Raw genomic sequence first — 21678 nt, 5'->3', positions numbered from 1 at the left:
AAGTTTATTTTTTAAAATTTCTTCAACTCCAGCGTTTCACCATCAAATACGCCATAGGTGTAATATTGAATCCAATCGCCTAGATTTACGTATTTAGAATTGTTGTTGAGGTTTATTTCTAACGGTAAATGTCTGTGACCAAAAACAAAAAAATCGCGGTGCTTGTCTTCTAATTTTAGTTTGCAATATTGAACGAGCCATTCATTGTCTTCACCTAAAAATTTAGCATCATCATCACCTGAAATCAGTTTATTTTTAATGCTTAAATATTGGGCGATTTTAACGCCAATATCTGGATGTAACCATTTAAAAAGCCATTTAAAAACAGGATTTTTAAATACTTTTTTCATGCGTTTATAACCTTTATCACCAGGACCTAAACCATCGCCATGTCCAATTAAAAAAGTTTTAGTATTAAAGGTATATTCTTGAGGCTTATGGTAAACAGGAACATTTAATTCTTCCTCAAAATAACCATCCATCCATAAATCATGATTACCCGCAAAAAAGTAAATAGGAATACCGGAATCTGTAATTTCGGCAAGTTTCCCTAGCGTTCTCGTAAAACCTTTAGGAACCACCATTTTATATTCAAACCAAAAATCGAACAAATCGCCCATCAAGAAAATAGCGGCGGCATCGCCTTTGATTTCGTCTAACCAAGCCACAAATTTTTGTTCACGCGGACGCGAGGCTTCGGCTGTAGGCGCGCCTAAATGATTATCGGATGCAAAGTATATTTTTTTTCCTTTCGGGATGTTCATGCAGTAAATATAATTAATTCCCGCGAAGGCAGAAATCTAATAATTATTCAGTTTTTAAACCTAAAAACCCAACATAACGTTCAGTATCTTTTAGTTATGAGATCGCTTTTTTCAAAGGGATTAGTTATCACAAGCATACCACTCAGCAAAACTAGTATCCGTTTCCGATAGTTTTAAGGAGTGAAGTGCAATATGTGTTGGTAAATAAGTTTTGATTTTTTTGGCAAAATCAATCACCATCATTTCACTTGTTGGTTGATAATCTACCAAAAGCACACAATGACCACGATCTTGAAGTTCTTTAGCCAACTCTACATGTGGTGTATTTTTATTAAAAACTGTAGCGTGATCAAATACATCAACGATTTCAGTTTTTACTATTTTCTTTAAATCGCCAAAGTCTATAACCATCCCAAACTTCACATTATTGGAGTCTGCTATAGGTTTCCCAATAACAGTAACCGATAATTTATAACTATGTCCATGCACATTTTTGCATTTTCCATCATAGCCATAAAGGGCATGTCCAGTCTCGAATGAGAATTGTTTTGTAATTCGAATGTTTTCCATGATAATTAATTTCAGTGCAAAGGTAATCGTTTTGTAAAAGCAATTGGTTTTTAGGTTACATTTGCGCGCCTTTTATTTAGCAAATACTTATGAATCAATTATTTGAAGAAATTTCTTTTGAAGAAAATCCGCAATATGAGCGTATAATTGATGACATTTTAAAGCAAAAATATAGTTTAGTGGAAAATTTCTTCTCGGAAGATGAAGTTTTAGAGTTAAGACAATCGCTGTTAGAAAAGCACGATGCTGATATTTTTAAAAAAGCAGCCATTGGCAATAAAGTCAATGAGGTGATTGAAAAAACGATTCGTGGCGATGTGATTTTATGGATTGATGAAAACCGTGCCGATGCTATGGAAGTTGCTTTTTTTAGAAAGGTCAACAACCTAATAGAATATCTTAATCAAACCTGTTTTTTGGGTATTTTACACAAGGAATTTCACTACGCCTTATATCCTGAAGGCACTTACTATAAGCGGCATTTGGATACTTTTCAAAATGACGATAGACGCAAACTATCTTTTGTATGTTATTTAAATGAAGCGGGTTGGCTACCCGAAAATGGTGGCGAATTGGTGCTGTATTTTGATGAAAATGGCAAAGAATTGGAAAAGGTTATTTACCCATTTCCAGGACGCGTGGTAATTTTTGAAAGTCAACTATTAGAACACGAAGTTAAGCCTGTAAAAGCAGAACGTTTAAGTATTACAGGATGGCTTAAAACCCGGTAATTATCGGCGTTTATTTCGGTTATAAATGTAGATAATTACTAAAACTACTGCCAAAACTAAAAAAAGCATATTTCCACCCATACTAATCCTTATTAACGTTGTTTTTATTATACCTGTAAATAACGTAAGCAATAATAACGAGCACCAAAAAAGGTAAAAAAGATCCAATAAAAATCCCGATTTCATAATCGCCATTTGGGGCATTTTTTACTTTCTCTTGAATATCAATTTCTTGTAAAATCGAAAAAAGTGCTATCATTAAACTTCTTATTTATATGCCAAAGTTACTGTTTTTCTGAAAGCGGTAAAAATTCTTGTCTGAATTTTATAATTAAAGGTAATCCTCGTGCAATTATCCAAAATGTAAAGGCTATGAAGATGCCATAAAGCTTGTATTCTAAATGATCGAATAGAAATACCAAAGGTACAAAAACGAGAAATGTAGCCATAAGTAATACGTTTCGGAGTGCTTTCATTTTCCCTAAACCTTTAAACATACCATCAAAAATAAAGGCAATAGCACACAACGGTTGCATGGCTAGGATAATCCAAAAAATAGTATAAAATTCCTCTAAAACAGCTTCTTCTTGCGTAAATACATGACCAATAAAATTATAAGATAATGCGCCAATTACCGCCATAACAGTTCCTAGAATCACACCATATTTCATCAACTTATTGCTTAAAGTAATAAGTTTGCCATATTCTTTTCCACCCACTAATTTACCAGATAATATGTTTCCAGCACTGGCATATCCATCTATTATAAAAGCACCTAAAAACCATAAATTTATAGCAATCGTATAAGCTGCAATGTATTCTTTACCATAACTCGTGGAAAATGAACTGGCTAAATAAAGCGTTACATTTAAGGCTAAGGTTCTAACAAATAGATTCAGAATCATGATTAAATATCTCTTAATCTCTTTGTTAAATGGAAAACCAAATAACAATGGAATATTTGTTTTTTTCAATAAATAATAAGCTGACATAATAGCCATAATCATTTGTGCAATAACGCTGGCATAGGCTGCACCCTTAATATTCATAGCTGGAATATAACCGTCTATTCCATAAACAAACGCCACGTCCAAAACAATATTGACACTGGCGCCAACTATGGCAATAATCATAGGGTAATAGGTGTTTTGAAGTCCTCTGAATGTTCCAAAAATGGCAAAAGTGAAAAGGGTAAATGGAAAGCCAAAAACCCGTATTTGGTAATATTCAACACTGTAATCTAAAATTAAATTCGAAGCGTTATAAAGTCTGAAAATGGATTCCGCAAACGGATAGGTTCCTAAAATAATGAGGATACTTATGGCTGTTGTGATAAAAATAGCTTGAGCGGGGAGATTTTTAACTTTTTCCAAATTATTAGCACCTACATATTGCGAAACGATAGAGGAAATGGCACTTCGGGTTTGACCCAGAACCCAAATAAGCATGGAAATAAAAGTTCCCACAATTCCAACGGCGGCTAAAGATTCCGTGGCGTTTATGGAAATATTTCCTACAATAGCGGTGTCGGTTATGGACAGAATAGGTTCCGCAACACCAGCAATTAAAGCAGGAATAGCTAATTTATTAATGTTTTTTAAACTGATATTGGTGCTCAAAATACGTATTCGTAACAGTAAAAGGGATATTCACTTTGTTTGGGAAAATAAATAGAACCTAATTTCTTGTATCCGCGAAGTTCGTAAAACTTTTGGTTTTTAATGTTTTTAGAAAAAGTATCTAAACGAATAGAGGTAAAGTCATTTTTTTGAGCAAATTTTTCGGCAAAATCCATAAGTTTTCTGGCCAAACCTTTGCCTTGATAATCGGGATGGATGGCCAACCTATGAATGTAAATATTTTTAGTATTATGTGTTAACCACGATATGGAATCGTATTCCGAATCCATAAAATCAGAGATCACAATACAACCTATTATCGCGTTGTTATTTTCCAAAACATATAATTCATTTCTAATTAGGTCATTTTCAAAAGCAGTTCTGTTGGGATACGCCGAATCCCATTGCTGTATGTTTTTAGAAATCATATCAATAGCACATGCTTTTGTGATTTCTAAAATCGGATCAATATCTGCACTGCTTGCTTTCCGAATCATAATAAATGTGTATTTTTGTCAAAAATTTCACCTAAATTAGTTATAAATTTTTTAATATGAAGAATATTTTAGTACCAGTAGGATCATCCAAAAATGCGGTTAGTCATTTGCAGTATGCAATAGATTTTGCTAAAGCATTTGGTGCCAAAATTTATTTAGTTCAAGTTTATGATGTGTATTCCAAAGCAGGAACCATGATAAAAATTGATCATATTTTAGAGCGGGAAAGTTATGAGTTCTTAAAATCTCATGTTGCTCAAGTGGATACTAAAGGTGTCGAAATTGTTATAAAATCTTTTAAAGGGAAACTTGTGGATACTTTAGAGTTGGTATGCCATTCATTGGATATTGATTTAATCATGATTGAACCGCGCACCAATTCTTTAAGAGAAGAAGTATATTTAGGAAAAACATCAGGAAAAATTATAAAGCAGACTAATATTCCAGCTTTAATAGTTCCTGAAGGTATCAGTTTTAAACCTATTGTTTATATTTTAGTGGCTTTGAAATCTGCTGTTATCAAAAAAGAAGAAGCTTTGTTGCCTTTAATTGCCATAAAAGAGCAGTTCAAATCTATCGTGAATTTACTTTTGGTTAAAACGCCATTTTATAATGAAGGTGATTTTGATGTAAATCCTGATTTAGCAAAATTAATTACCAATACAACTAAAACGGAAAATGCTACAACCTTCCAAGGTGTGTTGGAACATTATAAGGAAAATGATCCAGATATGCTTTGTGTAGTAAGACGCAAACGCGGATTTTTCTCTAAATTATGGGAGAAAAACACCATCTTGAAAAGGGATTTTCAAAGCAATACCTTACCTGTTTTAGTATTAAGCGGTTTGAAATAATTTTTTTCAAAAGAAAGATTAAAACTAAACAAAAATAGTTTATTTTCGTGGCCTAATAAGCGGAATTAGTAGCCATACGTTTATTCTGGGGGATTAGCTCAGTTGGCTAGAGCGCTACGCTGGCAGCGTAGAGGTCATCGGTTCGAATCCGATATTCTCCACTTAAAAAGCAATGTGAAAGCATTGCTTTTTTGTTTTTAACTTATATAGGTAGTTTAAAAAGTTGCAGTTTTAAATCATCGATGTTTGAAACATCATTTAAATGGCAATTGTCTATTTCAAATAAGTCGGTGAACGTGGTAAAGGTTGTTTTGTCCGTTCGGGTTCTTATAGTTCCTTTGGGATAATAGCGTCTACTGATTTTAAAATCAGCTTTATTTATCCATCCGCAAACAGTTAATTCTTGTTTATTTTTATGATAACTGCAGAAAATATAAATATCTGTTTTGAAATAATCTTGAAGTTTCAAAAAATTATTGGTGTAATTAGTTTTCACATCAGTAGTGCGGCCCATGGTTTTTACATCAATGGTTTTATTATTAATCACCAAATCCACACCATTATCACAACCGCCAGATCCATCCACTAAACCCAAATTGAAAAAGGACATAATTACAGACTGGCCAATAATTCCTGTTAGCTGCTGCGTTTTATTGCCGTTTGCTATACAGCGCTTGCCAAAATCGTGGTTGTTTACAACGTTTTCGCAATGTGCAAGGATGCTATTTTCTATTTTAACCGTAAACATACAGGCATTATATAATGATAAACGACTGTAAGATACTAAAAACGTGATAAATAGCTTTGTATGCGAATGAGATTTCCTGATTATATATTTTGAAATTATTTTTTTACAGTTCCCTCTCGGTTCAGGCTGACTTTATAAAAAATATACTCTCCAAAACTACCGTTTCCAGTGCTTTGGGTAATTCGCTGTCATTCCAGGGATGCTTTCCGTCAAAAACGTGGTTGGAATCTTCTATTTTAATTAAGTGACTTTTGTTATTCCATGTATGTAAAGTTTCGGCCTCATTAAAGTCTACAGATGGATCATTACTAGTGTGAATTATCAACTGCGGAACCTTTATGCTTTCAGAAGCTAGTTTAATATTGAGTTGGTTTTCATGCGCCTTAAAATCCTCATAAAATTGATAATTATGAGGCATTTGTTGTTTGGTTCTTCCGTTTAAAACGTATTTAACACCGTCTTTTTTCCATTTATGTAAATCGCCTATTGTTGCAGTTCGTTTTGAAAAATCGCAAACACTAGCCCACGTTATGATTTTTTTTATTCTTGTGTCTGTAGATGCTTTAATTATGGAGATTCCGCCACCACGAGAATGTCCAATAAGCGTAATATTATTTGTGTCTATTTCTTTTAGGAATTCATTTTCTTGAGACAGTAAATAATTTAGAATAGCATCTAAATCGTTCAGTTCTTTACTATAATTATTTTCAGCAAAGGCCTCTAAATCTGGAAAATCAATAGGATTTTCAACGGTTCCGCCATTATGGGAAAAGTTGAATTTAACAAAAAACAAATTGGCTTTTTTAAATTCTTCTGCCACTAAATTCCAAGGACCCCAATCTTTAAACCCTTTATACCCATGACAAAATACGACTAGAGGTTTATGCTCGCTATTTTTGTTAAAAAAGGCATCCCAAACAATAGGTTTCTTCTGAATTCTATTTAAAACTAGATTTTTATTTCTCATGAAATCTTCTTTTCTATAAAATCAATTTTTGGGTCGCAGATTTCTAAAATGAGTTTTTTTAACTCCATTTCATAAGCCTGTAAAATATCGTTGGTAATCACGACGTTTTTATTTCTGTCATAAACGCTGTCTTTTTTCGCAAAGTTTATAAAACCAGCGCTTAAGTTTTTAAATGAGATAATACCAGCTTCAACAGGTTCTGTAAAAGGCTTATTAGCGTGCATTAAATACGCGTAAGTTAATACTTGAAAGGATTTGCTGTACTTATCATAATCCATCGTTAAATCGGACCAATCAATTACTTGAACCTTGCTGGAATCCACCTTCCCGGATTTGTAATCGATGATTCGGGTAATGCCATTGCGTTTGTCCACGCGATCCACTTTCCCTGTAATGCGAATTGGAAAATCTAATTCTGGAATGCTAATTTCAGCGGTATTATTTAATTCTATAGCAATTATTTCAATTGTATTACCATCTTTAAGATCGGCTATTTCTAAATTTAAAAAATTGGAAATGTAGCGCTTTGCAATTTCAAAAACGATGAGGTTTTTACCTTTGGTAATATCACCTTCCTTGTATAAACTTTTAAAATGATGCGTTACCGTTGCATCAATTTTTGGTTTCATTTCATTAATTTGTTCCCAAGTTAATTGCTGCCCTTCAAAAGGTTTGTAAAAATCTTCCAGCGTATTATGTATTATGGTTCCCAAGGTATTGGCGGCAACGGTTTCTTCTACATCGTCATGCTCTTTTATTTTTAGGACTTTCTGAAAATAAAAATCAATAGGATTTCTAATATAACTAGTTAAAGCGGAAGGGGAAAATCCTTTTGCTGCATAGGTTTTAATCTGGTTTAATACATCTTCATTTTTGGCAATCACAGTTTCTTGATGATGCGCTTCCATAGAAATGTCTGGAACCGCAATGCTGTGCTTAATTTTGTGAATGCCTTCTAATTCCAATTGAGTTATAAAACGACTTTTTTCGCCTCCTTTTAAGGCATCAATTTCTGTATTATAAATAATGAATATCCGTTTTGCACGTTGAAGCAAACGGTAAAAGTGATAGGTGTAAACAGCATCCTTTTCTTTATAGGTAGGAAGTTTGTTTTCCAATTTCACATCAAAAGGAATAAATGAATTGTTTGATTTTCCAGACGGTAAAACACCTTCGTTTACTGATGAAATGATAACGGTTTCAAAATCCAATACGCGAGATTCCAACATACCCATTATTTGTAAACCTTCTAGAGGTTCACCTTTAAAATCTAATGTTTCTGAACTTAATAACTCTTTATAAACACTAAATAAACTGTTTATGTCTTTTAGATGCTTAAAGTTGCTATCTAATAATGTGAGTTCATTAAACAGACTATTGAATTTGAATAAATGCTCTAAAGCCAATAGATTTTGACTTTTGTTCTCTTCTAAATGCGTTTTAATTTTAAGAATTAGAGCTTGGCCATGGTTTAAAGCTTTCGTTGCGTGATTATTCCAATTTCCAAAAAGTAACTCTAATAAGGTTTTATGTTGTGGCGCTAATTCTATTAAACGTGGAAGCGATAGGTATATTAAATTATTAGATTCTATAGTTTGAATCACTTTCTGAACATCATTAGTACTTCCTGATTGGAGTAGCGGGCTGATAAATTGATGAGACAATAATTTAATAACATCTTTAAAGTAATAGGCTCCCGTATCTTTTTTATGAATATAAAATAGTTGTTCGAAAAGCGTGGCTAAAGGAATCGATTTTAACGGCAATCCCATGGTGATGTTTAACGCTTTTATAGATTCAGGTATAGAATTCAACACTGGCAATAATAAGGTCTCTTCGCCGAGTACAACGGCCGTGTTATTAAGCGTATTATTTTCCGCGTGCAGTTTATTAAGAATATTACCAATGCATTTGGCCTGGCCTACATTTTTTGGTACGCCAATAACAGAAATATCTTTTGGTGTCTTATAATTATCGGCAATCCAGTTTAGGGGATTGCTCTCAAAAAAATTCCAATTTTTTTTATGCTGTCTAATGAATAGGCTGGCATCATGATTTTTGTTGTCATAAAATACCGCGTCAATATCCCAATAAATATCGGCATTATTATTTTGTAGGAGTTTTTGGATGATGGTTTCTTCAGCCTTATTAAGCGCATTAAAACCTAAAAAGACGTAATGTTTATTTGGATTGGAATTTATATAATTTTGAATACTGGCAACCGCCTCTCGGTAAATTAGGCCTTGAAAACCTTTCTTTTTTTTGACGAGATTTTCGGTGAGTTGGGTATAATAAATTTTAAGCTTTTTCCAGAAAACGAGATAATTTTTTACAAAATCAGTTTGATTGGTATCAACGGACCAATGGTTTAATTCCTTAATAGCACTTAAATAATCGAAAATTTGTTCTTGAGGAATAAGATAGCGATCTATTTCATTAAAATCTTGAAGTAGTATTTGGGCCCATTTAGAGAAGGCATCAAAACTGTCTGGATTTTTTTCTGTGTGAACTTGAAGATAGGTTTCGTAAAACTCGAAAAGTAATTCGGTGTTAGAAATGGCTTTCAGTTCTGAAAGTTCTTCTACAAACTCTTCAATACTTAAAATGTCTGGAGAAAAAATGGGTTGATCTAATAGGTTTGCCAATTGATGTTTCAAAAAAACACCAGCGCGCTTACTTGGTAAAATAAGTTTGATATTAGAAATATCAATTTGCCTCTTTTTTAAATCTAGGAGGGCTTCTTGTATAAAAGTAATCATATTATAAAAATAAAAAACGCCCCGAATATACGGGGCGTTTTTCTATTTATTTATGTGAAATAAATTATTTTACTAAATTGATTTCAACACGTCTGTTATTAGCTCTACCATCTCTAGTCTTGTTAGAATCGATTGGCTTATCCTCACCGAAACCTTTAGAAGATAATCTGAACTGATCAACACCTTTAGATACTAGGTAATCTTTTACAGATAATGCTCTAGCATCAGATAACTTCATGTTATTTGCATCACTACCTACACTATCAGTATGACCTTCTACTGCAAATTTAGCATTAGGATACTCGTTTAAGATAGCAATAATATCTTGAAGAACTTTTTCAGATTGATTTTTGATAGTTGATTTACCTGTATCAAATAAGATTGTTTTAGCGTAAGCATTTAAAGCTTTTTGAACAGCTTCAGTTACTTCAGGACAACCATTGTTAGCTACTGTACCAACTTTGTCTGGACATAAATCATCTTTATCAGCAACACCGTCACCGTCTCTATCTGGCCAAGGACAACCGTTGTTAGCTGCAGGACCTGCCTCATTTGGACATTTGTCATCTTTATCAGCTACACCATCGCCATCAGCATCAGGACAACCGTTTAATTCTTTTAAACCAGCAACAGTAGGACAATCGTCATCTTTGTCTGGAACACCATCACCGTCAGTATCAGGACATCCGTTAAATTCAGCTGGACCAGCTTCATTTGGACAAGAATCTTTACTATCTTCAATACCGTCACCATCTGTATCAGGACAACCGTTGAAAGCTGCTAAACCGAATACTTCTGGACAAGCGTCATCTTTGTCATATATACCATCACCGTCAGTATCTTTTCCTCCAAATTTAAAGGTAATACCAGCAGTATGTTGGAAATGTGTATCTAAATAATCTTCGAAAGCATGTTTGTAAGCAGATTGAACTGTAATACCAACGTTTTCACTAACCCAGAAATTAATTCCTAAAGTTCCGTTTAACGTACCAGCACCAATTTCGTCAACCCAAGTATATCCACCACCTACACCTAAGTAAGGATCGAACCAAGCTCCATTGAATAAATGACCAAAACCGTATTTTACAATACCGTCAAGACCAAAATAAGTTACGCCGTTATATCTAGAACGGTCATCACCAAATTTATCAATTTTGTTTATAGACGCTGTTGCACCTAATGTAAAACCATTACTTAAGTAACGACCAACAGTTAATGAAGATAATGATGGTAAAATGTTCCAGTGGTCTGAAGCATTAAAGTATTCATCAAAATACTCACCTAATGGCGCATTTTCACCTGTAGGGTAAAAATCAACGGCGTTTGTTCCTAAGGTAATAGCCCAAGGATTGTTTTCATCTTGTGCGAAAGTATTACTCATACCGAACATAAGTAACATAACGAACAATAATCTGCTAAGATTTTTCATATTCAAAAGTTTAATTTTTAAGTGTTAATTGTAAACAAAAGTAAGTTGTTAAATATTATTAACAAAGACAAATATAGAAAAATATTGTATACTTCCCCTAAAATGTGCTTGTTTGTCTTTATTTTAAATAATTTCTAATACTTTTCCAACTTTTATAAAAGCGGAAATGGCTTTATCTAAATGCTCCTTCTCATGAGCAGCCGATAACTGCACACGAATACGCGCTTTATCTTTGGGTACAACTGGAAAGAAGAATCCAATAACATAGATACCTTCTTTTAAAAGCATATTGGCCATGGTTTGAGATAATTTCGCATCATATAACATAATAGGAACAATTGCAGAATCACCATCAACGATATCAAAACCTGCTTTTTTAACGCCGTTTTTGAAATATTCCGTATTCCATGCTAATTTATCACGTAAGGTTGTATCATTTTTAAGCATATCAAACACCTTTATAGAAGCGCCAACAATAGCTGGTGCTAAAGAGTTTGAAAATAAATAAGGTCTAGATCGTTGACGTAAAACTTCAATGATTTCTTTTTTGGCAGTTGTATAACCACCCATAGCGCCACCCATAGCTTTTCCTAAAGTACCCGTAATAATATCCACACGATCCATTACACCTTTTTCTTCTAAAGTACCACGGCCAGTTTTGCCAATAAAGCCAGTAGCATGGCATTCATCAATCATAACTAGAGCATCATATTTATCTGCTAAATCGCAAATCTTATCTAAAGGCGCAACAATACCATCCATAGAAAACACGCCATCTGTAACAATTATTTTATGACGAGCACCATTGGCATTCGCATCAATAAGTTGTTTCTCTAAATCTGCCATATCGCTATTATTATAACGGTATCTAGCAGCTTTACACAAACGAACACCATCAATAATAGATGCGTGATTTAAGGAATCAGAAATAATAGCATCTTCTTTATCTAATAAAGGTTCAAAAACACCGCCGTTGGCATCAAAAGCTGCTGCATATAATATAGTGTCTTCAGTTCCGTAAAAATCGGCTATTTTTTGTTCTAATTCTTTATGGATATCTTGAGTACCACAAATAAAACGTACAGACGACATACCAAAACCGTGCGTATCCATAACATCTTTGGCTGCTTGAATAACATCTGGGTGAGCTGATAAGCCTAAATAGTTGTTAGCACAAAAGTTTAAAACGGTTTCGCCGGTGTCTAAAGTTATTTCAGCGCCTTGAGCTGACGTAATTACACGCTCGGTTTTATAAAGTCCGTTGTCCTTTATCTCTTGTAACTCTTTTTCTAAATGTTGTTGAATTTTTCCGTACATAATCTTTAATATTTCTACAAAGTTAAAATTCTTTTATGGCAATGCTATTATTAATGTAGATAAGTATTTTTTTGGTGACATGGAAATTCATAACTTTTAAAATAGCCGCATAACTTTCCAACTGTTGGGTATGTCTTTCTAATTCTTTCCCCGATTTATAATCTATAATTACCGCCTCGTTTTTATTCATAATTACCAAACGGTCGGGTCTTAAAATACTGCCGTCATTAGAAATAATATCCCGTTCATTATAAACCGTTATGTTTTCCGGTTGAAAATAAGCTTGAAGTTGCGGATGGCGAATAATTTGCAAAACCGTTTCTTTTAAAAGTGGTGATTGGGTTGAATTAATGGTGCCATCTTCTAAAAAGGATTGCATTACAAAATCCACATCAGATTCTGTTTTGATTTGCGCCATGATATCATGAATTAAATTCCCTTTTTCAATAGCTTGCTCTTGAACCGTGTCCCATAAACTAGCTGAACGGGTGACCACCTTAACATTATGAGTTTCTTTTGGGGTTGAAATGAATGTATTTCGAATAATAGTAGCCGTTTCTTCAGATTTGGTTTCAGATACTTTCACTTTATCTCCAAACTGATACACCATTTGTTGATTTTCCCATTTCCCCAGTTGTTGCAAATAGCTAATTAAAAACCCAGAATAAGTTTTGGCGTTAACCACACCTTTTGGATTTATATCAAGTTTTGAAATAATATATAACTGTTCAATCGGTCTTGTTAAGGCCACATAAAGAATATTGATATTATCTAGTTCTAATTCCGATTGATGCCTATCAAAAATTTCCTTTCCAGCATCGCCGTAATCTTCAAAGGTTTTACTGTAATTTAATAGGGTATGATTAAAGCCATTAAACGTTTCAGGATTAATAGGAAACCATTCTTGTGGCGTTATTTCTCTGTAAATATCTAAATCTGCAAAGGGAAATATAACAACTGGAAATTCCAGTCCTTTAGATTTGTGAACCGTCATAATCTGAATAGCTTGGTAGCCTTCCGGTGTTACAATGCTTAATTTTTCATTTTTAGAATCGAAATATTGCAAAAAGCTTCCCATATCCGCCAGTTGTTTTTCAGAAAATTCTAAAACAACATCCATATAATATTGGATAAAGGCATCAGAATGATTGACCAACTTAAATTCACGAATAATGGTTTCAACCATATCATAAAAGGACAGTTGAATTAGATCATTATAATTTATAAAGAAATCCAAGGCTTCGAGTTTCTTAAACAAGGCCGAAATATCTAAATGAATATGTGTTTTTAAAAAGTTATGCTTTTCTTCAATATGGCATAAATTGCTAATGTGTAAAAGAATCGCTGCTTTGGTTTCTTGATTTTCGGGCTGTAAAAGCAAACGTAGAATATTATTTACAAACTGGACATTTTGTGAATTATTAAGCAACAAGGTTTCTGATGACATGATATTCAAACCTTGCTCGCTTAAGTAATTGGCAATGGCAACACCATCCTTTTTCTTTCGGACCAAGACGCAAATATCTGCTTCCTGAAAACCATTTTCTAAACAGGATAAAATAGTATTATAAACTTCTTCAGAATAGGCTAAAGCTTTATCATCAACCTCATTTAAATCCAAAAATTGGAGTTGTACATAACCGTTTTGTTCTTTTTTAATGAGCTGTTTGGCGTTTTTGTACAAACCGCTATGATCAGCATGACTAAAAATGGTATCCGATAGATAGTTGAAAAAACCATTATTAAAATTAATGACTTCCTGAAAACTTCTATAATTAGACTCTAATGAACGAATTTCAGGTTTTAAAGAAAATGGGTTTTCTTTTTGATTATATAGATTAATAAACTGTTCTGCTTTCCCACCACGCCAGCGGTAAATAGCTTGTTTAGCATCGCCAACTAACATCATGCTTCCAGGTTGCGAGGCAATGGCGTTATCCAATAGGGGCATTAAATTTTGCCATTGTAATTCGGAAGTATCTTGAAATTCATCAATAAAATAATGTTTGAACTTTTCACCAATACGCTCGTAAATAAATGGTGTTGGTTGATTTTTTATTTCTTGACTAATTAAACCGTTAAATTCGGAAATAAGCATCACGTTTTGTTCGTCTTTTATAAGCTGTAACTCTGAATTTATGGCACTTAAAACCGATAGTGGGGTTAAATTTTTATAAATAGCTTTTAGCAATTTGAAATTTAAAACGGCAGACGTAGTTGTTTTAAAAAATTCAGCTAATTGTGGTTGTATATTTTCAATAGTTGCTGCAACATCTGGTTTGGTTTTAGATTTTGGGTAAATGGTATTTCCGGCTAGCAAATCATTTGGCCAATTTACTTTGCTTAAGTCTGGAGTAAAGTCGCCCGTTGTTATTTTTTTGAAATAATTAGGAATAGAACCTCTCAAAAAATCCTCAAACGTTAAACCATGATCTTCAATAAAAGAAAGCGCGGAATTTGCGGAATCCAGGCATAACTGCTTATTGGTTTTAATCTCTTTGTGTAAAGTAGATTTCAATTCTTTAAAATCGTCCAAGGTTTTATCCTGTAGACTTTCTATATAAGGACGGTCGTTTTCATTCACCAAAAGTTTCGAAATGGCATAAAAATCGCGTGAAACATCCCAGCTTTTATCATCATCGGCTTTTTCAATGGCAAAATCTACCAATGTTTTGGTGAGGCGTTTATCAGTTCCTGCTTTAGAAATTAGCCGATCTACCGCCTCATTCAATAAGGTTTCAACATCTAAAGCCACTTCAAAATTTAAGGGTAATTTTAAATCGTGGGCAAAGGTTCTAATTAGTTTATGAGTAAAACCATCAATAGTTGAAATATCAAAAGCAGCATAATTATGCATAATAGCATCTAAAATACGTGTGCTTTTATCCATTAAAACTGCTGGCTGGACCTCTAATTCGCGGCAAAGATCTTCAAACATAGAACTGGGTTCTATCAAAATATCTTCCGAAGAAAATTGTTTTAACGCATCAATTATCCGCGTTTTCATTTCGCCTGCCGCTTTATTTGTAAAGGTGATAGCTAAAATGTTTTTAAAAGCCATGTTACCTGAAGACTTTAATAGAATTGTCAAATAAGCTTTTACAAGCGTGTACGTTTTACCACTTCCTGCTGAAGCATTATAAATAAGGTACGGATGGTTGGCGGACATGTTATTTTATGAAATTTTACACAAGATAAAAACTATCAATGATTTGATAGGTATTTATTATTTTTAATTGAAGCCGATATTCCGTAAATTTGAGATAATTAAATTATTAACTCTTAAAAACATATATATTATGGCTTTCGAATTACCGAAATTAAAATATGCCTATGACGCTTTAGAGCCGAACATAGATGCACGCACAATGGAAATACACCACTCTAAACACCACGCTGGTTATACATCAAAATTAAATGACGCTATTAAAGGCACAGATTTAGAGGGAAAAACGATTGAAAATATTCTGATTAATTTAGACATGGAAAACAAAGCTGTTAGAAATAATGGTGGTGGATTTTATAACCATTCTTTATTTTGGGAAGTAATGAATCCAGAAGGAAAAGGACGTTTATCTGGCGACTTAAAAGATGCTATTGAAGCAGCTTTCGGTAGCATGGAAGAATTTAAAACAAAATTCAGTAATGCAGCCGCTACACAATTTGGTTCTGGTTGGGCGTGGCTTTGTGTTCACAAAGGTGGAAAAGTTGAAATTTGCTCAACTCCAAACCAAGATAATCCACTAATGCCAGGTGTTGGTTGTGGTGGAACACCAATTTTAGGATTGGATGTTTGGGAACATGCTTATTACTTAAATTACCAAAACAGACGTCCAGATTATATTGATGCTTTTTTCAATGTCATTAATTGGAATGAGGTTGAAAGACGTTACGCTGAAGAGAAATAAGAAGCTAAAATCTTGTTATTATATGAAAAGCAAATCTGAAAGGATTTGCTTTTTTTTTGTTTACACCTCGCAGGTTTTCAAAACTTGTGAGGTCTTTTATATATAATTTGAATAATTTCCCTCTTTAGTTGATGATTGCGAAATATTTGTTAAGTGTAAGTTGAATCTGTTGATAATTATGAAAGCTTTTCAGATTAGCTATCAAGATTTTTAATTATTAGTGAGATAATTATTTATAAGAGGATATTTGAGATTTCCTTAAGTATGAAGAGACACCTGCCTTCGCAGGTGTATATGAAAAAAGGTGAACAGATGTTCACCTTTTTTGCCCCAAATCTACCATAAACTTAACCTACTTATGTTATGGTGAAGCAAATATAAGGTTACTTATATCCCAATTAATAAAAAATTAGACAAACGACTTATAAACTGGGATAAACGAATAGTTTTTTCCGAATAACTGCGAAAACAGTTATAAATAGGTAGTTTTTTGACCGATTTTTATCAAAACCGTTTTATAGAGAAAAGGTATTTTGTGTAGTAAAGGATAATAATAATAGTATTCAACTTTATTTGGAGATGTTAAGAAGATTTCAAGAGATAACGATACTAAATAAAAAAAGGCGAACAGAAGTTCACCTTTTTTTGCCCCAAATCTACCATGAACTTAACCTACTTATGTTATGGTGATTCTAATGTATATTATTTTTAATAGTAATAAACTATAAATCTGATGAACTGCTATTAAATTCGTTATAAAGTAAAAAAACTTCTATAATGAGCTTATTTACAGTGCTTTAATAAGCGCGTTCCTTGTTGCCTTCATAAAAATTAATAAACGCACGGTTTACCACGCGATTACCTCCTGGAGTTGGATAATTTCCTGTAAAGTACCAGTCGCCTAGGTTTTTAGGACAGGCTTTATGTAAATTTTCTACTGGTTGAAAAATAGCAACCACTTCAGCATTGATATTTTCACTAGAAATTAATTCAGCTATTTTATTAGAAATCGTTTCAGCAGAAAACTGTCCGTATAAATCCGTTACAAAATTGCGAATATCTTTATCTTCTAATTCAACTTGCTTTTTACATTTGTCATAAACTTCCTTAATCATATGGTATTTATCAGCCTCCTTTAATAATTCCAACATGGCTCTAAAAGCTATTAAATCTTCAATTCTAGCCATATCAATACCATAGCAATCCGGATACCGAATTTGAGGAGCAGAAGAAACCACAACAATCTTTTTAGGATTCAAACGGTCTACCATTTTAATAATACTCATCTTTAAAGTGGTTCCTCTAACAATACTATCGTCAATAATAACCAAGTTATCGGTTGGTTTAATAACACCGTAGGTTACATCATAAACATGCGCTACTAAATCATCACGACTGCTATCTTCAGTAATAAAGGTTCGCAGTTTTACATCTTTAATCGCTATTTTTTCTATTCGTGGGCGCTCAGATAAAATACGCGTTACCGCTTCCGCACTTAATTGCCCATTTCCTGCTAAAATAGCAGCCGTTTTTTTCTTGTTTAAATGATCTTCAACCGTTTCAATCATTCCGAAGAAAGAGGTTTCAGCTGTATTTGGAATATAAGAAAATACCGTGTTTTTGGTATCATTATCAATGGCTTCTAAAACTTTCGGCATTAATAATTTCCCTAGCATTTTACGTTCTTGATAAATTTCGGCATCACTACCGCGAGAAAAATAAATGCGCTCAAAAGAACAGGCTTTACGTTCAACCGGTTCTAATATTTTTTTAATGGCAACTTCGCCAGAGTTTTTAGTAATAATAGCATGTCCAGGTTCTAATTCCTTGACATCTTCAAAATTCACATTAAAAACCGTTTGAATTACAGGACGTTCTGATGCAACAACAACTATTTCATCATCTTGATAATAATAAGCTGGTCTAATACCTGCAGGGTCACGCAAAACAAAAGAATCACCATGGCCTAATAATCCCGCCATAGCATAACCACCATCCCAGTTTTTAGCAGATTTTCTTAATATTTTAGCAACATTTAAGCGTTCGGCAATTAAAGGAGAACATTCGTGTTTGCTATAACCTTCTTGTTTTAGCTTCTTATAGATTTTAGAAACAGCATCATCTAAAAAATGACCAATTTTCTCCATAATAGTAACCGTATCCGCTTTTTCCTTTGGGTGCTGACCAATGCGTACCAAGCCATCAAAAAGCTCATTCACGTTAGTCATATTAAAGTTTCCAGCTAAAATTAGGTTTCGGTGCATCCAGTTATTCTGACGTAAAAAGGGATGGACACTTTCTATACTATTTTTTCCAAAAGTTCCGTAACGTACATGGCCTAAAAATAATTCGCCTATATACGGGATATTCTTTTTTTGAAGCGCAACATTATCAACATACTCAGGGTTTTCAGTAAGTTCTTTATTAATGCGCTCATTTATTTGTGCAAAAATATCCTGAATGGGTTGTTGGGCAATAGAACGCACCCGACTAATGTAACGTTCGCCAGGTTCTGTATCCAATTTAATACTTGCAAAACCAGCACCGTCTTGCCCACGGTTGTGCTGTTTTTCCATTAGTAAATACATTTTGTTAACACCATAAAAGGCGCTTCCGTATTTTTCTTTATAGAATTCCAGTGGTTTTAATAAGCGAATTTGTGCAATACCGCATTCATGTTTTAAAGCGTCACTCATGGTATGTGTTGTGTTGTTGTCAATATATTATTTATGTAAATAAAAAACGCGCTCAATTAGGAGCGCGCTTGTATTATGTTAATTCGATATCGAACTGTGTTAAACTCTTAAACTGTTGTAAGCGTTGATGAACTTCGTTACTTTTTAAAGTAACCATGCGTTCTGTGCCAAATTTTTCCACACAAAAAGAGGCTAAAGTAGATCCGTAAATAACGGCATTTTTCATGTTTTCAAAAGAGATATCTTCAGACTTCGCTAAATAACCTGCAAATCCACCAGCAAACGTATCGCCAGCGCCAGTTGGATCAAACACTTCCTTTAAAGGTAGTGCAGGCGCATAAAATACCTTATCCTTATGAAACAATAACGCGCCATGTTCGCCTTTCTTAATTACGACATATTTAGGTCCCATTTCTTGAATTTTGCTAGCAGCAACTACGAGAGAATATTCCCCCGTAAGTTGTCTTGCTTCCTCATCATTAATGGTAATAACATCCACTTTTTTAATCACGTTTAGTAAATCGTCAAGCGCGCAATCCATCCAGAAATTCATGGTATCTAAAATTACCAATTCTGGTTTGTGGTCCATTTGCTCTAAAACGCTTAATTGTACTAGTGGATGCAAGTTTCCTAACATGACTATTTTAGCATCGCGGTATTCCGTTGGAACTACTGGGTGAAAATCAGCCAATACATTTAACTCGGTTGCCAAAGTATCGCGCGTGTTCATATCGTTATGATATTTACCACTCCAAAAGAAAGTTTTTCCTTCTTTTACGATTTCAATACCTGAAATATCAACACCTCTATCCGATAATAAAATTAAATATTCCTGCGGAAAGTCGCCTCCCACTATAGATACGGCAGCAGAATCTACATTAAACTGAGAAGCAGCTAGGCTTATATATGTGGCAGCGCCTCCTAAAATTTTATCAGTTTTTCCGAAAGGTGTTTCAATAGCATCAAAAGCTACTGTTCCTACAATTACTAATTTGCTCATAAAGCGGTTTCAAATTTTGATGCAAATATAGGGTTTTTGTCAACTAAAAAGCGAATTTATTTATGTTACAAAATTCATAAATATACATGGTGTCAAACGATTTTTTATAGTTGTTGAAAAGAACACCTACGTAAATTATACGTATCTTTATTTTAAATTTATCTGATATGAAAGCGCAAAAAAAATTGAAAGGAAGTTGTTTTAGATGAAGCAATTCTTGCAATACTTGAAGAAAAGGCAAAAGCTCAAGGTCGCAATTTTAAAAATTATATGGAATTTATACTAACGGAAGGGGCTGAAGCTTTTGAACCTTCCGAAGAATATAAGATGATGATGAACAAAATGATTGACAATCATAATAAAGTCAAATCGAAGTATTTAAGTGAAGCTGAATTTAGAAAGGCAACTATTATTAGTTAACCTATTTCCGGCCAAAATCCGCAGGAATTTCTCCCCAAGCCTTCGTTTCCCATTTTACAACAGTCGTTGTATACGTATTTTCTTTTAACCATATAACAGCACGATCCACCAACTCAAAGAGTTTGGCATTTGTAGCCGTGCGCGGTAATTTGGTATTGCAGGTTTTTTTACGAATCCAACTCATAGCTATTTTGGAATCGGTGTATAAAATACGTTCGCTTTTATGTTGCTTTAAAAAGGCTAATCCATGAACAAGCGCTAGAAATTCGCCTATATTATTGGTGCCTTCAGGGAATGGGCCTTGAATAAATAATTGCTTTTTAGTTTTGGTATCCACGCCGCGATATTCCATAATACCCGGATTTCCCGATGATGCCGCATCTACTGAAATGGAATTGTAGTTGGGAAGTCCTATTTTTTTGAGTTGCGCTTCAGACAAGTCACTTTTAAAGGCTGTTTTCTTTCCTATATAATCTTTATAGTTAGAATTTAGGGCTTTTTTAGCCGCATCAAAAGTGTCAAAGGATTTGTAAACCGCGCTTGGATAATCTTTTATTTGAGCTTTACAGTCGTTCCAGTTTTCAAACACACCGGTATGATGTCCTTTCCAAACAGTATAATATTTCTTCTTCTTTTTACTCAAAGTGAGAACTATTTTTCATTTAATAATTTAATTACCACTTTTGGAAAATGTTCCATTTCTAAAGTATGAATTTTTTCGGCTATATGTTGGGCGGAATCGGTTGGTAAAACAGGACAGGTTGCTTGAAAAATAAGCGCGCCTTCATCATAATGTTCATTTACATAATGAATACTGATGCCAGTTTCAATTTCTTTATTGCTTACAACAGCGTGGTGAACATGTTCGCCATACATGCCTTTTCCACCATATTTAGGCAAAAGTGCCGGGTGAATATTAATAATTTGATTGGGAAATTCGGCAATAATATGCTCGGGAAATTTCCAAAGAAAACCCGCCAATACTATTAAATCGGGATTGAATACTTTAAGTATATTCAAGACATCGTCACTTTTTGAAAAGGCTTGCCTATTAAAAGAAAACGCACTAATATTTAAATTTTTTGCACGATCAAGCACTTTGGCATGTGGATTGTTTGTCATAACTTGCGTGACTTCAACATGCGCGTTGTTTTGAAAAAACCGAATTAAATTTTCAGCATTAGTTCCAGACCCGGAGGCAAAAATTACAATACGTTTCATTTAGCAGCTTTTCATGTTATGAATAGTACCGCAAAAAAAAGAATAAATAATAACAATTAGAAGGTAAAAAGGATTTTCTTGAAGGAATTTTAGTAAATTACCACCACATTTTTGAAGTAAAGGTGTGGAATAAGAATAAAATTTTTATTTTTGCCAACTAATTAAAACTTAAAATTAA

Annotated in this window: 19 protein-coding genes and 1 tRNA gene; 5 read left to right on the top strand and 15 right to left on the bottom strand. The window is 33.6% G+C overall.

The genetic code is table 11. From position 1 onward, the window contains the following. Nucleotides 1-11: 11 nt before the first annotated feature. Complete coding sequence (locus tag ES674_RS02435; protein WP_148402395.1) at nt 12-764, bottom strand: UDP-2,3-diacylglucosamine diphosphatase; 753 nt, start codon at nt 762-764, stop codon at nt 12-14. A gap of 120 nt (nt 765-884) precedes the next feature. Beyond that, on the bottom strand, nt 885-1334 hold the full coding sequence (locus tag ES674_RS02430; RefSeq protein ID WP_148402394.1) for a 6-pyruvoyl trahydropterin synthase family protein: 450 nt from the start codon (nt 1332-1334) through the stop codon (nt 885-887). Between the two features lie 89 nt (nt 1335-1423). Between ES674_RS02430 and ES674_RS02425 the strand changes: the two genes are divergently transcribed. Then, nucleotides 1424-2065, top strand: coding sequence for a 2OG-Fe(II) oxygenase (locus tag ES674_RS02425; protein WP_148402393.1), 642 nt, complete (start codon nt 1424-1426; stop codon nt 2063-2065). 82 nt (nt 2066-2147) lie between these two features. On the opposite strand, the gene ES674_RS15365 is transcribed toward ES674_RS02425, so the two are convergent. Genes ES674_RS15365 through ES674_RS02415 form a run of 3 tightly spaced genes read right to left on the bottom strand, consistent with a single transcriptional unit; the run spans nt 2148 to nt 4181 of the window. After that, on the bottom strand, nt 2148-2324 hold the full coding sequence (locus ES674_RS15365) for a hypothetical protein (protein ID WP_170233949.1): 177 nt from the start codon (nt 2322-2324) through the stop codon (nt 2148-2150). A gap of 25 nt (nt 2325-2349) precedes the next feature. Next, a complete protein-coding gene (locus ES674_RS02420) occupies nt 2350-3684 on the bottom strand; it encodes an MATE family efflux transporter (RefSeq protein ID WP_148402392.1) in 1335 nt (444 codons plus the stop codon). Then, nucleotides 3681-4181, bottom strand: coding sequence for a GNAT family N-acetyltransferase (locus tag ES674_RS02415; RefSeq protein ID WP_148402391.1), 501 nt, complete (start codon nt 4179-4181; stop codon nt 3681-3683). The genes ES674_RS02420 and ES674_RS02415 overlap by 4 nt, the downstream gene beginning before the upstream one ends. 56 nt (nt 4182-4237) lie before the next feature. Here ES674_RS02415 and ES674_RS02410 point away from each other — a divergent pair, with 56 nt between their 5' ends. Then, nucleotides 4238-5035: a universal stress protein gene (locus ES674_RS02410; protein WP_148402390.1), complete on the top strand. Its 798-nt coding sequence runs from the start codon at nt 4238-4240 to the stop codon at nt 5033-5035. Nucleotides 5036-5122: 87 nt separating this feature from the next. Then, nucleotides 5123-5196, top strand: a tRNA-Ala gene (locus ES674_RS02405). A 41-nt stretch (nt 5197-5237) separates the two neighbouring features. Here ES674_RS02405 and ES674_RS02400 read toward each other — a convergent pair. The 6 genes from ES674_RS02400 to ES674_RS02375 all read right to left on the bottom strand — a co-directional run bounded on the left by ES674_RS02400 (nt 5238) and on the right by ES674_RS02375 (nt 15424). Then, nucleotides 5238-5783 carry a hypothetical protein gene (locus tag ES674_RS02400; protein ID WP_148402389.1) on the bottom strand — a complete coding sequence of 182 codons (546 nt, stop codon included), beginning with the start codon at nt 5781-5783 and terminating at the stop codon, nt 5238-5240. Between the two features lie 121 nt (nt 5784-5904). After that, entirely contained in the window at nt 5905-6750 is an 846-nt protein-coding gene (locus ES674_RS02395) for an alpha/beta hydrolase family protein (RefSeq protein WP_148402388.1), read from the bottom strand. Continuing rightward, nucleotides 6747-9509, bottom strand: coding sequence for a PD-(D/E)XK nuclease family protein (locus ES674_RS02390; RefSeq protein WP_148402387.1), 2763 nt, complete (start codon nt 9507-9509; stop codon nt 6747-6749). The genes ES674_RS02395 and ES674_RS02390 overlap by 4 nt, the downstream gene beginning before the upstream one ends. Before the next feature lie 64 nt (nt 9510-9573). After that, complete coding sequence (locus ES674_RS02385; protein ID WP_148402386.1) at nt 9574-10938, bottom strand: OmpA family protein; 1365 nt, start codon at nt 10936-10938, stop codon at nt 9574-9576. A gap of 123 nt (nt 10939-11061) precedes the next feature. Beyond that, nucleotides 11062-12255 carry a glycine C-acetyltransferase gene (kbl, locus tag ES674_RS02380; protein ID WP_148402385.1) on the bottom strand — a complete coding sequence of 398 codons (1194 nt, stop codon included), beginning with the start codon at nt 12253-12255 and terminating at the stop codon, nt 11062-11064. Nucleotides 12256-12277: 22 nt separating this feature from the next. Then, the gene (locus tag ES674_RS02375) at nt 12278-15424 is read right to left on the bottom strand and encodes a UvrD-helicase domain-containing protein (RefSeq protein ID WP_148402384.1); all 3147 of its coding nucleotides are present in this window, start codon (nt 15422-15424) and stop codon (nt 12278-12280) included. Nucleotides 15425-15554: 130 nt separating this feature from the next. Between ES674_RS02375 and ES674_RS02370 the strand changes: the two genes are divergently transcribed. Then, on the top strand, nt 15555-16163 hold the full coding sequence (locus ES674_RS02370) for a superoxide dismutase (protein ID WP_148402383.1): 609 nt from the start codon (nt 15555-15557) through the stop codon (nt 16161-16163). Between the two features lie 797 nt (nt 16164-16960). Here ES674_RS02370 and ES674_RS02365 read toward each other — a convergent pair. After that, nucleotides 16961-18859: an amidophosphoribosyltransferase gene (locus ES674_RS02365; protein WP_148402382.1), complete on the bottom strand. Its 1899-nt coding sequence runs from the start codon at nt 18857-18859 to the stop codon at nt 16961-16963. Between the two features lie 73 nt (nt 18860-18932). Then, complete coding sequence (locus ES674_RS02360; protein ID WP_148402381.1) at nt 18933-19859, bottom strand: PfkB family carbohydrate kinase; 927 nt, start codon at nt 19857-19859, stop codon at nt 18933-18935. Between the two features lie 270 nt (nt 19860-20129). Here ES674_RS02360 and ES674_RS15360 point away from each other — a divergent pair, with 270 nt between their 5' ends. After that, nucleotides 20130-20279, top strand: coding sequence for a hypothetical protein (locus ES674_RS15360; protein WP_170233948.1), 150 nt, complete (start codon nt 20130-20132; stop codon nt 20277-20279). A gap of 1 nt (nt 20280) precedes the next feature. Here the strand turns inward: ES674_RS15360 and ES674_RS02355 are convergent, their stop codons facing one another. Together ES674_RS02355 and purN are read right to left on the bottom strand one after the other, a co-directional pair. Then, entirely contained in the window at nt 20281-20922 is a 642-nt protein-coding gene (locus ES674_RS02355) for a ribonuclease H1 domain-containing protein (RefSeq protein WP_148402380.1), read from the bottom strand. 8 nt (nt 20923-20930) lie between these two features. Further along, nucleotides 20931-21500 (bottom strand): phosphoribosylglycinamide formyltransferase, encoded by a 570-nt coding sequence (gene purN / locus ES674_RS02350; protein WP_148402379.1) that lies wholly within the window; start codon nt 21498-21500, stop codon nt 20931-20933. Between the last annotated feature and the right edge of the window lie 178 nt (nt 21501-21678).

This window comes from Bizionia myxarmorum, assembly GCF_008086205.1.
GTDB lineage: Bacteria > Bacteroidota > Bacteroidia > Flavobacteriales > Flavobacteriaceae > Algorimicrobium > Algorimicrobium myxarmorum.
This window is presented reverse-complemented; position numbering and strand designations above follow the sequence as displayed.